This is a genomic window from Azospirillum sp. UFLA03-27, assembly GCF_059803775.1.
Genome location: NZ_JAUQTX010000022.1, coordinates 28,758 through 41,168 on the forward strand (window position 1 = coordinate 28,758; position 12,411 = coordinate 41,168).

Sequence of the window (12,411 nt, forward strand, 5' to 3'; positions counted from 1 at the left end):
TAGCAGTCCTTCGTAGTCGTGACAAGTTTCCTGTGCGGATCAGGCCGCGCTCAGCGGCGCTTTGCCTCCTCCAGACGGGCGCTCAGGGCGTCGCGCAGGCAGGCCTCCGCGGCGGCGGCGACCGCCGGGTCCTCCTCCATGCCGCGGCGGACCCAGCAGCGGGCGGTGATGCGGTCGTCGAAGCGGCGCTCCTCCTGGAGCAGCGCGTAGGCCGCAGCGTCGCGGCGCTCCGCCGGCAGGGCGGCGAGGTGGCGCTGGTGCAGCGCGCGCGCTCTCCCGTCCAGCGCGGCGAGGTCCGGCACCGTGCAGATCATCCGGCGCAGCGGCGCGCCGGCCGTGGCGCAGCGCGGATCGGCCAGGATGGGGAGCGGCGGAGGCGCAACCTTCGGAAGCGGGGACGGTGGCGGGGTGGGTGTTGGGACAGCCGCCGGAACGGTAACCGCAGTTTTGGGTTGCGGTGTTGGGACGACGGCGGGCCCGGAGACGACTCGGACGGGGGTTCCGACCGGCACCATCTCGAACAGGGCGGCGATGTCGGCGGGCAGCATGCGGAAGCAGCCGCCGCTGGCCCGGCGGCCCACCGAATCCGGCTCGTTGGTGCCGTGGATAGCGATGGCCGTCCAGCCGAGGTCGAGCGCGAACTTGCCCAGCGGGTTGGACGGCCCCGGCGGCACCGACACCGGCAACGCCGGATTCTCCCGGCGCTGGTTGGCGGTGGGGTGCCAGGTCGGGTTCCGCCGCTTGCGCAGGACCCGGCTGACGCCCAGCGGAATCGTCACGCCGGGCCGTCCGATGGCAACCGGGAAGGAGCGCGGCGGGCGGCCCTCCTCCAGCAGATGAAGCCGGCGCTCGCTCAGGCTGATGATGATTTGCCGCGCCGAAAGGGTTCCGGCGGTGGTGTCGGCATCCTGCGCGCGAACGCCGCCAGGCGAAGCGAGCGCGAGGGCAATCGCCAGGGTTGCCGTTGGGACAAGATGCCACAAGAATGTCGCGGTGCGCTGCATGGGAAAAGTTCAGCGCATCCGCCCTAAAAGCGCGTAAACATGCCGTCAGGGACCAAGCAGCAGGAACGCCGACCATGGACACCATCGAACAGACGCTGGCCGTTGCGACCGAACACCACCGCGCCGGCCGCACCACGGAGGCGGAACGCCTGTACCGCGAGGTGCTGGCGGCGTCGCCCGGCCATCCGGACGCGTTGCACCTGCTCGGCGTCGTCGCTCTGCAAGGCGGTCGTCCGGCGGAGGCGGTGGACCTGATCGGACAGGCGGTGGCCGGCGACCCGACCTCGCCCCTGCTGCACGCCAATCTCGGCCACGCCCTGCACGCCACCGGCCAGACCCGCGATGCGGCGTTGAGCTTCGCCCGCGCCCTGACCCTGCTGACCAACGAGGGCGAAGGCTGGGGCAACGTCAGCGCGCTGGCCGGGCTGATCCGTCGCTACGACGACGAGACCCGCCGCGCCGCGGCCGCCGAGGTCGACGCGGCGTACGCCATGGGCGACGTGATGCGCCGCCATTCGCTGCTGTTCCTGCTCGACGGCGACGTCGCTCATTACGAGGCGCTGACGGACGCCGTCCTGGAAGACCCGATGCGCTTCACCGTGCCATCGATCCATTACGCCTTCTGGGGCATGGCGATGCAGCTGTTCCAGGGCGCGGCTCGGTCCGGCGATGCCGGTGCCTTCCACACCGGGAACCTCACCGACTACTACCGCCTGATGGTGGACGAGACGGCGCTGCGTTTTCACCTGCGCCGCCGCATGAAGCGCGCCACGCCGCGTGGAGAGGTCAGGCGGATCGCCCTGATCACCAACCAGATGCTCGGCGCCGGGCACCAGCCCACCGCGGACGCCTTCGACTTCGCCCGCCGCCTGCAGGACGAGTTCGGGCGCGAGGTGGTCATCATCAACCCGAACGCCATGGCGATCACCGGCGAGAACGGCTTCGTCCCTGAATACGCCTACAACATCACCGAGGAGTATGAGGGGGAGCAGGTCATCGCCGCCTTCGGCGCGCAGGTCCGCATGATGTCCTTCCCACAGAAGCGCTTCGACGAGGAGAAGGTGAACGCCATCGTCGATTATGTGGACGGCTTCGATCCCGACGTCATCGTCGCCTTCGGCGGGTCCAACGTGGTGGCCGACCTGTTCTCCGGCGCGCGCCCGGTGATCTGCCTGCCGACCTCCTCCGGCCTGCCGCTGTCCATGGCCCGGCTGGTCCTGGGCTATGGCGAGGCCGACACCACCCAAGGCTGGCCGGCGGACATGGCGGAGCGTTTCCGCCCCTTCTCCTTCGGCTGGACCCTGCCGCCCACCGGGCCGGAGCGCAGCCGCGCCGATTTCGGCCTTCCCGAAGCCGGGCCGGATGGCGGACCGCTGTTCCTCGTGGTCGGCAACCGCCTGGACCAGGAGGCCGGGCCGGAGTTCCTGGCGCTGGCCGACTCGCTGCTCGACCGCCTGCCGGAGGCCCGCATCGCCGTCGCCGGCGGCGTGGAATCGCTGCCGCAGCGGATCGCCGCCCTGCGCAACGCCGACCGCGTCCACACGTTGGGCGACGTCGAGGATGTGCGGGCGCTGCACCGCCTCGCCACCGCCTATCTGAACCCGCGCCGTCAGGGCGGCGGCGGCAGCGCGGCCTTCGCGCTGGCCGACGGGGTTCCGGTGGTGACCATCGCGGCGGGTGACGTGGCGACCGTGGCCGGACCGGCCTTCACGGTGGCCGACGAGGCGGCCTTCCTGGAGCGCGCCGCCGCGCTGGCGAGCGACGCGGCCTTCCGCGACCGGCAGTCCGCCGAGGCCCGCGCCCGCTTCGCCGCGGCCGGCGACCGCCGCGCGTCGGTGGAACGGCTGCTGGCCTACGGGCTCGAAGCCCAGACGGCATAACGGCAAAGGGAGGAGACGCGGCCCCTTGTGACCGCATCTCCTCCCGCCTCACGCTCTCTCGATCAGGCGCGCTTGCCCCAGCCCGGCATCGGGAACACCGGATCCATCTCCGCCGAGCCCTTGGGCAGGACCACGGTCGGACGCAGGTTGCGGTTCTGCAGGCAGGCGGACACGAGCTGGGTGTTCTGCCCCTTCTCGTCGAAGGTGATGGCCGGGCCGACCATCATCTTGTCCTTCAGGTTGGTCTGGCGCAGCGCCTCCAGCAGGGTGGCCGGCTCCGCGGTGCCGGCGCGCTTGAAGGCGTCGGCGGCGACCAGGATCGCTTCCAGCGTGAAGGCGACGTTGAAGGCGTAGCCCTCGAAGCGGTCGTTCGGATACTGCTTCTTGAAGGCCGCCTCGACGCGCTTGGTCAGCTCCGCCTTGGGGTCGTACCAGGGCAGGTTGGTGATGGCGTAGTCGGCGTACTTGCCCAACACCTTGTAGAACTGCTCGTCATACAGGCCGGGCGAGCCGGGGGAGACGATGCCCTTTGGCTCCCAGCGCTGCTTGACCATCTCGCGCACCAGCATGATGGCGTCGTTGGCGCGGGTGGTGACGATGGCGAGTTCGGCGCCGGTCGCCTTGGCCTTGGCCACCTCGACCGCGAGGTCCTGGGCCTTCGGGTCGTAGGAGATGCTGTCGACGATGCCGAAGGGCATGTCCAGCTTGGGGAACAGGGCGTCCATCGCCTGCTTGTTCGCCATGCCGAAGGTGTCGTTGGCGTGCAGGAACACCGCCGTCTTCGGGGTGACGCCGCTGACCGCGAACAGGTCCTTCATCAGCGCCAGCCCATTGGTGACCAGCATGGTCGAGGTCGGGAAGTTGCGGAAGACGGTCTTGTAGCCCTGCTCGGTCAGGCGATCGGCGGCGGCGATGTTCATCACCAGAGGCACGCCGCGCTGTTCGCAGACCTGGGCGGCGGCGGCGGTCTGGCCGCTGTCGAAGGCGCCGACGATCACGTTGGCGCCATCGTTGATCAGCTTCTCGGCGCGCGAGCGGGCGACGTCCACGTTCGATTCGGTGTCGGCGGACAGGATCTCGACCTTGTAGCCGAGTTCAGCGAGGATGGCCGGCGCGATCTCGGCGCCGCGCTGACAGGCCTGGCCCGCCTGGGCGAGCAGGCCGGAGCGGGGCAGCAGCACGCCCACCTTCAGCGCGGCGCCCTGCGCGAAGGCCGGCGCCCGGCCGAAGGCGGCGAGCGCGCCGGCCGAGAGGGCGACCGAGGCCGCGGCGGTGCCGAACTGACGGCGGGTGAGTCCTCCCGTGGACCCATTCTTGCTGATGCGATGATCGTTCATTATCGGGTGTTTCCCTGAGGCGTGGTCCCTGAGCGGATGATTTCCCCGCAATTGCCTTTGTGTCAAAGTGGAATCCACCGGAAGGCGACACACGGACGAAACGGACCCCACCGAATGGCGACCATCGAGGAGGCGCTCGGCATCGCGCTCGACCATCTGAAGGCCGGGCGGCAGGCCGAGGCGATGGACCTGTACGGGCGAATCCTGGACGCCGATCCCGACAACCCGGACGCACTGCACCGGCTGGGCCTGCTCGCCGCGCTGGGCGGCGACCGGGAGCGCGGCATGGCGATGATCGCGCGTTCGGTGGAGCGGGACGGTGGGGACGCCGACGCGCACTTCAATCTCGGCGCCCTGCTCCATGTCGCCTGGCGGACGGAGGAGGCGATCGCCGCCTACCGCCGGGCGCTGGCGCTGCGCCCCGATTTTCCGGACGCCGAATATCACCTGAGCGAGGCCCTGCAGGCCATCGGCCGCATCGGAGAGGCGCTGGAGGTGCTGGACGCGCTGCTGGCCCGCCACCCGCATTTCGTCCCCGGCTGGCGGCAGAAGGGCGACATCGAGGCCGATCTCGGCCGCCCCGGCGCCGCGGTGTCCTTCTACGAGATGGCGCTTGCCATCGACCCGCGGGACGAAGGGGCGCGGGAGCGACTGGCCGCGCAGGCCGCTGCCTACCGCGCCCGCCGGGCGATCCTCGACGGGGCCGGGCCGGACGGGCGCCTGGACCTGCGCGACGTCACCGTCCTGGTCCCCTTCCGTGCCGACAGCGCCGACCGCAAGCGCAACCTGCGCTGGATCGTCTCCTTCCTCCTCAAGCACGCCGACACCACCGTCCTGATCGGCGAGGACAAGGCCGGGCCGAGCGACGTCGCCGACGCGCTGGGGCCGGAATTGGCCGCCCGCTGCCGGCACCTGCATCTGACCGGCAACGACTCACCCTTCACCCACAAGGCCCACCTGCTCAACCGCATGGTCGAGGCGGCGGAGACCCCCATCGTCGCCCTGCACGACACCGACGTCGTGGTCGATCCCGTGCAATACGCGCTGGCCCGCGACGCGGTGCGCGGCGGGGCGGTCATGGCCTTTCCCTACAACGGGCTGTTCTTCTGGATTCTGGGGCGGGAGGTCCACCGCTTCGGCCACACGCTATCGGCCGCGCCGCTGAACGCGGTCTGCCCGCGCTTCCCGCTGATGCACCGCGATTCGCCGGGCGGCGGCGCCTTCTTCGACCGGTCGGCGCTGCTGGCGGCGGGCGGCTACAACGAACGCTTCGTCTCCTGGGGCTATGAGGACGACGAGATCGTGGTGCGGCTGCGCCGGCTGGGCCTGCGGGTCGAGCGGGTGCCCGGGCCGCTCTACCATCTGGAGCACGCGCGGCCCGAGAACTCCACCGACCGGAACCCCTTCATCGACGCCAACAAGGCCGAGCTGGAGCGCATCCAGGCCATGGACGCCGCCGCGCTGCGCGCCGACATCGCCGCCGGCCGCCTGCGCCGGCCGCTGTTCTCCAGCGCCGGGTAGGAAGGGAGCCGGTCAGCCGGCCTTGTCCGCAGCGAACTGGTCGAACGCCTCCGTCGCCATGGCGGCGTACATCACCGACGGGCCGGCCCCCATGTAGATCGCCATGCCCAGGGTCTCCATCACCTCCTCCCGGCTGGCGCCCTGCTGGACGGCGGCCTGGGCGTGGAAGGCGACGCAAGCGTCGCAGCGCGTCGCCACGCCGATGGCCAGCGCGATCAGCTCCTTCGTCTTGGTGTCCAGCGCCTTGGCTTCCAGCGCCGCCCTGGCGATGGCGGAGAAGCCCTTCATCACCTCGGGAGCGCCGCCGCGCAGCTCCCGCACCGCGCCGGACATGTCCCTCGCCATCTGCGGCCAATCCTTCACCATGGCTCCGACTCCCTTTCTAATTTAGATATTTCTAATGTATGGAAATCACGTTGTGCCGCAAAGGGAAATGGGGAGCAACCCTGCCCTGCCCGCTGTTTCGGTGTGGCTCCCCTCACCATGCCAGCGACCGATCATGCCTCTGCGCTCCGCGCCCCCTCTCGCCGACAAGGACCCCTTCGACATCGACGAGGCGTTCCGGCGCCTGCGTCAGGCCGTGGCCGGACGCCCGAAGGCCGCGATGTTCGCGCTGCGCGACCGCGGCTACGGCAGCCCCTTCGAGCAGCTGGTCGGCAGCCTGATCTCCGCGCGGACGCGCGACGAGACGACCATCGTGGTGTGCGAGCGGCTGTTCGCGGTGGCGCGCACGCCGCAGCAGATGGTCGCCCTGACGCCGGAGGAGCTGACCCGCCTGCTTGATGGCGCGACCTTCCCCGAGCCGAAGGCCCGCGACATCCGGGCGCTGTCCCGCCGCATCATCACGGAGCACGACGGCGAGGTTCCCGATACGCCGGACGCCCTGATGGCCTTCCACGGAGTCGGCCCGAAGATCGCGGCGCTGACCCTGGCGGTCGGCTTCGGCATTCCGGCGGTGGCGGTGGACGTGCATGTGCACCGGATCGTCAACCGCTGGGGCTTCGTCGCCGCCCCGACGCCGGAGCGCACCATGGTCGCGCTGATGGAGCTGCTGCCCCGCCATTACTGGGTGGAGATCAACGAGCGGCTGGTGCCCTTCGGCAAGTGGATCTGCACCGGCGACCGCCCGCGCTGCTCGACCTGCGCCATGCTGTCCATGTGCCGGCAGGTGGGGGTGACGACCCATCGCTGAGGCGGCGCAGCCCCCAGCTGCCACACTTCGCCGCAGGTCGCGACAATCGGTTGCGATTCATCGCGATTTTTCTCCATTTTCGACACACCGCCACAGATATGCAGCCAAAGTCTTTTCAAGACCACGGCATGGAGCGCACGCGATGATCGTGAGAAACCGTTTGCCAACGGTGGCCATCCTTCGCACCGCCCTGGCCGCCGCCGCGCTCCTCGCCCTGGCCGGCGGGGCCTCCGCGCAGGACAAGCCAGCGGCGCCGGGGCCGATCGTCAAGACCCTGCTTCAGGCCACGACCACCGCGGACGGCAAGGCCTTCGCCTACCCGGACGGGAAACCTCTGGTGACGGCGCGACTGGTCGAACTGCCGCCCGGCGGTGAGATCATCCGCCACCGGCACGCTGTTTCGCCGTTCATCCACATCCTGGAGGGCGAGTTGACCATCGCCAGCGACAGCATGCCGACGCAGGTCTACAAGGCCGGCGATTCCTACATCGAGCAGGCGGCGTGGCACAGCGGCCGCAACCTGAGCGACAAGCCGGTGCGGCTGCTGTCGGTCTATCCCAGCGCGGAGGGCGTCGCCCTGTCCGAACGCCCGCAATAGACCCGTTCCCCAGGCCGGAGCGCGGCGGTTTGATTCACGTCATCGCGGGGAGCGGCGAAGCTCGGCCATGGTCGCCGCCCGCCCGTCGCCCATTCCATCAAGAGACACCGCGATGATCCTGTACGCCCTGCGCTGCGCCTGCGGCCACGAATTCGAACAGTGGTTCAAGAACATGGCCGATTACGACACCCGCAAGGCCGATGGCCTGTCCTGCCCGTCCTGCGGCGGGACCGAGGTGTCGAAGGCGATCATGGCGCCGCGCGTCGGCGCGTCCAAGCCGTCGCCCGCGCCGATGCCCGCCTGCAACCCGTCCGGCTGTGGCAACGCCATGTGTCCGATGTCGCAGATGGCCTGAGAAGACGGTGTCCTACCGCCGTCCGCGTCCGCCGCTGCTGAGCGGCGGCAGGGCGCCAGTGGTCAGCTCCTCCCGACGGCGGCCGCTGCCGAAGCTCGGCTCGCGGCGCTGGTCGCGCGGGCCGTCGTTGCGCGGCGCCGGCCGCGAGGCGTTGGCCCGCCCGCTGCGCCACCACGCGAAGCCGATGCCGAGCACCGTCGCCCCGATCACCCCCATCACCCCATAGCGGGCGCCGTTGGCGGCCCAGCCCGGCAGCATCGATCCACTGTCCGGCGCCGCCTCGACCACCGGCACCGGCTGACCGGACGGCGTGGTCGCGGTGACGCTGGCCCGCGGCGCGGCTTGCGGCACAGGCCCCTGTGAAGACGCCGTGGCGGAGGTGGCGGGGACCGACGACGCGGGGGCGCCAGACGGGCCGCCCGACGAAGAACTGCTGCTGGTCACGGGTGGGCCGGCGCTGAACTGCGCGCCGCCGCCGACGCTGCCCGTCCCGCTGTCGATCCGCTGGGTGGGAGCGGCGCGGGGCACCACCTCGCGCTGCGGCTCGCGCGGCGCTTGGCCGGGACCGCCGCCGCCGACCTTCTGCTGGGCGAGGTTCCCGACCGTCGCGGGGGCCTTGCCCTCTCGCTCGCCCATCATCTTGGCGATGGTCGCCTTGTCGAGCTGGTTGGTCACCGGCAGACCATGGGCGGCCTGATACTTGCCGAGCGCCGCCTTCGTCTCGGCGTGCATCTGGCCGTTGGCCCGCCCGCCGATGTTGTAGCCCTTGTCCTTCAGGATGGTCTGGGCCCATTGGATGTCCGCCGTCGATTGCGCCCGGACCGGAGCGCCCGCCAGCAGACCCGCCGCCAGAACCGGCACCACCACAGCCAACGCGACCGCGCGGCGCGCGCGGTGCGAACCACCCGTCATGACCATCCTCCGTCCGAAACGCCAACCGACCGTCGCCCGTCCACTATCGTGGATGCGCGATCGTGTTACCAGATTGCGGCGGATTTCCGGGCGCGATTTTTGTGCGCCTGCGTTGCGGCGGCATCAGGTCCCCTCCCCCTTGACGCCCCCGGAAGGACCGGCCCATTCCCCATCCGTTAACCGATGCGTACGCAAAAACGTGGTATAGATCCACACATGGCGCCTTGCGGGGCGCTTTGCGGGAGGCCATGGCATGGCGACCTTGAGACACGCGATCCTGGCGGGCGGCACGCTGATGCTGGCGGCTTGCGGCAGCACCCCGGCCTACCGGGAATGGACGGCAACGGAGACCACGGCGACCGCCGCCTATGATGAATGCATCGAGCAGGTGGACAACACCATGCGCCTGCGCGGCTATCCCTACCGCCCGCTGCCGGAAACGCCGCAATTCCGCTACCGCAAGGAAATCTTCGCCCTGTGCATGCGGCGCAAGGGCTACACGGCGGACGATTGAACCCCCGTCACGGCCCCGGCAGTCCGTAGCGCAGATACAGCACCCCGCCGATCAGCAGCCCGGCCAGCACGACCGCGGCGTAGAATTTTAGGGGCAGCGGCACCTTCTCCCGCCGCCGCGGCCTCTTGGCCGCGGTCCTGGCCGTGGCGGAACGGGGCGCCGCCCTCGCCGGACCGGCTTGCCGGCCCGCCCCGGCCGCTCCCCCCTGGTTCGGGTCGTGCAACTCGATGAGCTTCCAGTTAAACTCGATCCCGTCGCCGCCGGCCCCGGCGTTGTGGTCGAGCTGGATCAGGCGGAAATAGGCGCGCGGGTTCACCCGCACCATCAGGTTGAAGCGGGCGCGGGCGTGGTCGAGATCCTCCCCGACTTCCAGCGTCTTCCAGCCCTTGCCGCGCGCCTTCTGGATGGCGAAGCGCGTCGGCTGGCCGGCGGCGACAGGCGCCATGATCGCAACCTCATCCTCTTACGCCGGGTCCTTTACGCCGGGTCTCTTAAGCTGAGGTCGGAACGCCCTTCCTGCGGATCACGTCGGCGTACCAGTGGTAGCTGGCCTTGGGACGGCGCTCCAGAGTCTGGCGGTCCACCTCGATCAGGCCGAAGCGGCGCTGGTACCCCTCCGCCCACTCGAAATTGTCTAGCAGGCTCCACACGAACCAGCCCCGTAGGTCGACGCCCTCCTCCAACGCCTGATGACCGGCCAGGATGTGGCGGCGCAGGTAGCTGATGCGGTCGTTGTCCTGGACGAAGCCCTTCGGCCCGGTCTGGTCGGGATAAGCCGCCCCGTTCTCCATCACGTAGACCGGCGGGTTGCCGTACTCCTGCTTCAGCTCGATCAGGATCTCGGCGATGCCGTCGGGCTCCACCGGCCAGCCCATCCCGGTCGTCGGCGTGCCCTCCGGCGGGGAGCCGTAGCCGGTGCCGAACAGGCCCGCCGGGTCCGGCTGCTGGTGCATCCGGCTGTAGTAGTTGATTCCCAGGAAGTCGATGGGCTGGCGGATCACCTCCAGATCGCCGGCTTTGACCAGCGGGGCGAAGCCGTCGCGCAGCAGTTCCGGATACTCCCCGCGCAGCAGCGGGTCGAGGCAAGCACGGTTCCACACGGCGTCCCACATCAGCGAGGCCGCGTAATTGGCGTCCAGCCCGCCGACCGGCCAGACCGGCTGGAGCGACAGCACGGTGCCGAGCTGCCAGCCCTTGGCCCCGCCCGCCGCCCGCAGCGCCTTCAGCGCCATGCCCTGGGCGAGATTCTGGTGGTGGATCGCCTTGAAGTAATTGCCCTTGCCGATCAGTCCCGGCGCGTGCCCGCCCAGCCCGTGGCCGAAGATGGCGTGGACGGACGGCTCGTTCAGCATGGTCCAGTGCTTGGCCCGGTCGCCGATCCGCGCGGCGACGAGCTGGGCGTAGTCGGTGAACCAGCCGGCGATGTCCCGGTTCGTCCAGCCACCGCGGTCCTGAAGCGCCTGGGGCAGGTCCCAATGGTACAGGCAGGGCCAGGGCGCGATGCCCTTGGCCAGCAGCGCGTCGGTCAGCCGGTCGTAGAAGTCCAGCCCCTCGGCGTTGGCCGGGCCGGTGCCGGTCGGCTGGACGCGCGGCCAGGCGACGGAGAAGCGGTAGGCGTTCATCCCCGCCTTCGCCATCAGGTCCACATCCTCGGCGTAGCGGTTGTAATGGTCGCAGGCCACGTCGCCGGTGTCGCCGTTCGCCACCTTACCGAAAGAATGGCTGAAGCTGTCCCACACGCTGGGGCCGCGCCCGCCGGCGGTGACCGCCCCCTCGATCTGGTAGGAGGAGGTCGAGGCGCCCCAGACGAACCGGTCGGGGAAGGCGGCCAGCACTTCCGACGGCTGGGCCACCGCGGCGCGGCGCGTGGTCAGAAAGGCCCCGGCCGAGGCCGCCAGGCCGGTGGCCGCCGCCACCTTCAGGAAACTCCGCCGCCGCATACCGAATTCCTCTCGCCGTCCGGGTCGTCCGCGACAATGTAAGAAGACCGGGCGTCAGCGCAACAGGCGCCTCGCGTCGGAATGCCCGTGCAACCGGATTGGCCGGTGTAGGCGTAACCTGGACCGTGGGGTATTATGACGCCATGAACGGACTCGTCATGTTTCTGCTGATCGTGGCGCTCGGCCTCGTCGTGGCGTCGCTGTTCTCCGGGCTGTTTTTCATGGCGCGCGGCGGGCAGGGCGATTCGCGCAAATCGAACCGGGCGATGCGGATGCGCGTGGCGCTCCAGGGGGTGGCGCTGGTGCTGTTCCTGCTCGCCATCCTGACCCACGGCTGATTGAGGACACCCACAGGAATCATGGTCAAGCTGACCCGCATCTACACCCGCGGCGGGGACCGCGGCCAGACCTCGCTCGGCGACGGGCGCCGCGTGCCCAAGCACGACCCGCGCGTCACCGCCTACGGCACGGTGGACGAGGCGAACGCCGTCATCGGGCTGGTCCGCCTGCACACTGCGGACCAGCCGGAGACCGACGCCATGCTGGCGCGAATCCAGAACGACCTGTTCGATCTGGGCGCCGACCTCTGCACGCCGGAGGCGGAGAACCCGGCCTACCCGCCGCTGCGCATCCTGGAATCGCAGGTGGAACGGCTGGAGGCCGAGATCGACGCGATGAACGCCGATCTCGCCCCGCTCAACTCCTTCATCCTGCCCGGCGGCTCGCCGGCGGCGGCCCATCTGCATCTAGCCCGTACGGTCGTGCGCCGGGCCGAGCGGCTGATGACCGAGCTGGCGGACATGGAGCCGGTCAACCCGGCTGCGGTGAAATACGCCAACCGCCTGTCCGACCACCTGTTCGTGCTGAGCCGGAAACTGAACGCCAACGGAGCGTCCGACGTGCTGTGGGTTCCGGGCGCAAACCGTTGATGCAATTCCGCCTCCTTCGCGCTTGCGGCGTAGGCGGCGTTGACAGCCAAAACGTCAACTCCTATGGTCGCAGCGCTGTCACAAGCTGCCCGATTCGGCGCCAGCGGCGAAGGTGCGCCTGCATAATTCAAGAAAAGGGTGGGATATGAAGGTCCTCGTCCCGGTCAAGCGGGTGGTCGATTACAACGTCAAGATCCGCGTCAAGGCGGACGGCTCCGGCGTTGAGACC

14 protein-coding genes and 1 pseudogene are annotated in these 12,411 nt (G+C 69.9%); 9 read left to right on the forward strand and 6 right to left on the reverse strand.

Going from position 1 to position 12,411, the window contains the following annotated elements:
* Positions 1–50 precede the first annotated feature (50 nt).
* Complete coding sequence (locus Q4I23_RS05585; RefSeq protein WP_498525547.1) at positions 51–983, reverse strand: L,D-transpeptidase family protein; 933 nt, start codon at positions 981–983, stop codon at positions 51–53.
* A gap of 95 nt (positions 984–1,078) precedes the next feature.
* Here Q4I23_RS05585 and Q4I23_RS05590 point away from each other — a divergent pair, with 95 nt between their 5' ends.
* Positions 1,079–2,884 (forward strand): tetratricopeptide repeat protein, encoded by a 1,806-nt coding sequence (locus Q4I23_RS05590; protein ID WP_454017549.1) that lies wholly within the window; start codon positions 1,079–1,081, stop codon positions 2,882–2,884.
* Positions 2,885–2,946: 62 nt separating this feature from the next.
* Here the strand turns inward: Q4I23_RS05590 and Q4I23_RS05595 are convergent, their stop codons facing one another.
* Positions 2,947–4,221, reverse strand: coding sequence for an ABC transporter substrate-binding protein (locus Q4I23_RS05595; RefSeq protein WP_498525548.1), 1,275 nt, complete (start codon positions 4,219–4,221; stop codon positions 2,947–2,949).
* A 114-nt stretch (positions 4,222–4,335) separates the two neighbouring features.
* Here Q4I23_RS05595 and Q4I23_RS05600 point away from each other — a divergent pair, with 114 nt between their 5' ends.
* Positions 4,336–5,742, forward strand: coding sequence for a tetratricopeptide repeat protein (locus Q4I23_RS05600; protein WP_498525549.1), 1,407 nt, complete (start codon positions 4,336–4,338; stop codon positions 5,740–5,742).
* Between the two features lie 12 nt (positions 5,743–5,754).
* On the opposite strand, the gene Q4I23_RS05605 is transcribed toward Q4I23_RS05600, so the two are convergent.
* Positions 5,755–6,108, reverse strand: coding sequence for a carboxymuconolactone decarboxylase family protein (locus Q4I23_RS05605; protein WP_498525550.1), 354 nt, complete (start codon positions 6,106–6,108; stop codon positions 5,755–5,757).
* A gap of 133 nt (positions 6,109–6,241) precedes the next feature.
* Between Q4I23_RS05605 and Q4I23_RS05610 the strand changes: the two genes are divergently transcribed.
* The 3 genes from Q4I23_RS05610 (at position 6,242) to Q4I23_RS05620 (ending at position 7,887) form a co-directional block, all read left to right on the forward strand.
* Positions 6,242–6,934 (forward strand): endonuclease III domain-containing protein, encoded by a 693-nt coding sequence (locus tag Q4I23_RS05610; RefSeq protein WP_454017545.1) that lies wholly within the window; start codon positions 6,242–6,244, stop codon positions 6,932–6,934.
* Between the two features lie 142 nt (positions 6,935–7,076).
* On the forward strand, positions 7,077–7,532 hold the full coding sequence (locus Q4I23_RS05615; RefSeq protein WP_454017544.1) for a cupin domain-containing protein: 456 nt from the start codon (positions 7,077–7,079) through the stop codon (positions 7,530–7,532).
* A gap of 67 nt (positions 7,533–7,599) precedes the next feature.
* Positions 7,600–7,887 carry a DUF1178 family protein gene (locus tag Q4I23_RS05620; protein ID WP_498525551.1) on the forward strand — a complete coding sequence of 96 codons (288 nt, stop codon included), beginning with the start codon at positions 7,600–7,602 and terminating at the stop codon, positions 7,885–7,887.
* A 12-nt stretch (positions 7,888–7,899) separates the two neighbouring features.
* On the opposite strand, the gene Q4I23_RS05625 is transcribed toward Q4I23_RS05620, so the two are convergent.
* Positions 7,900–8,799, reverse strand: a complete 900-nt coding sequence (locus Q4I23_RS05625) for a peptidoglycan-binding domain-containing protein (protein WP_498525552.1) — start codon at positions 8,797–8,799, stop codon at positions 7,900–7,902.
* Positions 8,800–9,052: 253 nt separating this feature from the next.
* Between Q4I23_RS05625 and Q4I23_RS05630 the strand changes: the two genes are divergently transcribed.
* Positions 9,053–9,313 carry a hypothetical protein gene (locus Q4I23_RS05630; RefSeq protein WP_035677208.1) on the forward strand — a complete coding sequence of 87 codons (261 nt, stop codon included), beginning with the start codon at positions 9,053–9,055 and terminating at the stop codon, positions 9,311–9,313.
* A gap of 7 nt (positions 9,314–9,320) precedes the next feature.
* On the opposite strand, the gene Q4I23_RS05635 is transcribed toward Q4I23_RS05630, so the two are convergent.
* Entirely contained in the window at positions 9,321–9,758 is a 438-nt protein-coding gene (locus Q4I23_RS05635; RefSeq protein WP_454017541.1) for a hypothetical protein, read from the reverse strand.
* 46 nt (positions 9,759–9,804) lie between these two features.
* Positions 9,805–11,253 carry a GH1 family beta-glucosidase gene (locus Q4I23_RS05640; protein WP_498525553.1) on the reverse strand — a complete coding sequence of 483 codons (1,449 nt, stop codon included), beginning with the start codon at positions 11,251–11,253 and terminating at the stop codon, positions 9,805–9,807.
* A gap of 143 nt (positions 11,254–11,396) precedes the next feature.
* On the opposite strand from Q4I23_RS05640, the gene Q4I23_RS05645 reads away from it, so the two are divergent.
* From Q4I23_RS05645 to Q4I23_RS05655, 3 genes and pseudogenes are all read left to right on the forward strand, one after another.
* On the forward strand, positions 11,397–11,591 hold the full coding sequence (locus Q4I23_RS05645) for a twin transmembrane helix small protein (protein WP_014197605.1): 195 nt from the start codon (positions 11,397–11,399) through the stop codon (positions 11,589–11,591).
* A 21-nt stretch (positions 11,592–11,612) separates the two neighbouring features.
* The gene (locus tag Q4I23_RS05650; protein ID WP_498525554.1) at positions 11,613–12,182 is read left to right on the forward strand and encodes a cob(I)yrinic acid a,c-diamide adenosyltransferase; all 570 of its coding nucleotides are present in this window, start codon (positions 11,613–11,615) and stop codon (positions 12,180–12,182) included.
* 145 nt (positions 12,183–12,327) lie between these two features.
* Positions 12,328–12,411: pseudogene (locus Q4I23_RS05655) on the forward strand (electron transfer flavoprotein subunit beta/FixA family protein); the annotation flags it as partial.

Coding starts and splice junctions, on each gene's coding strand:
- Q4I23_RS05640 (WP_498525553.1), bottom strand. CDS start 11,253: ATGCGGCGGCGGAGTTTCCTGAAGGTGGCGGCGGCCACCGGCCTGGCG.
- Q4I23_RS05630 (WP_035677208.1), top strand. CDS start 9,053: ATGGCGACCTTGAGACACGCGATCCTGGCGGGCGGCACGCTGATGCTG.
- Q4I23_RS05645 (WP_014197605.1), top strand. CDS start 11,397: ATGAACGGACTCGTCATGTTTCTGCTGATCGTGGCGCTCGGCCTCGTC.
- Q4I23_RS05610 (WP_454017545.1), top strand. CDS start 6,242: ATGCCTCTGCGCTCCGCGCCCCCTCTCGCCGACAAGGACCCCTTCGAC.
- Q4I23_RS05605 (WP_498525550.1), bottom strand. CDS start 6,108: ATGGTGAAGGATTGGCCGCAGATGGCGAGGGACATGTCCGGCGCGGTG.
- Q4I23_RS05620 (WP_498525551.1), top strand. CDS start 7,600: ATGGTCGCCGCCCGCCCGTCGCCCATTCCATCAAGAGACACCGCGATG.
- Q4I23_RS05615 (WP_454017544.1), top strand. CDS start 7,077: ATGATCGTGAGAAACCGTTTGCCAACGGTGGCCATCCTTCGCACCGCC.
- Q4I23_RS05600 (WP_498525549.1), top strand. CDS start 4,336: ATGGCGACCATCGAGGAGGCGCTCGGCATCGCGCTCGACCATCTGAAG.
- Q4I23_RS05595 (WP_498525548.1), bottom strand. CDS start 4,221: ATGAACGATCATCGCATCAGCAAGAATGGGTCCACGGGAGGACTCACC.
- Q4I23_RS05635 (WP_454017541.1), bottom strand. CDS start 9,758: ATGGCGCCTGTCGCCGCCGGCCAGCCGACGCGCTTCGCCATCCAGAAG.
- Q4I23_RS05650 (WP_498525554.1), top strand. CDS start 11,613: ATGGTCAAGCTGACCCGCATCTACACCCGCGGCGGGGACCGCGGCCAG.
- Q4I23_RS05590 (WP_454017549.1), top strand. CDS start 1,079: ATGGACACCATCGAACAGACGCTGGCCGTTGCGACCGAACACCACCGC.
- Q4I23_RS05625 (WP_498525552.1), bottom strand. CDS start 8,799: ATGACGGGTGGTTCGCACCGCGCGCGCCGCGCGGTCGCGTTGGCTGTG.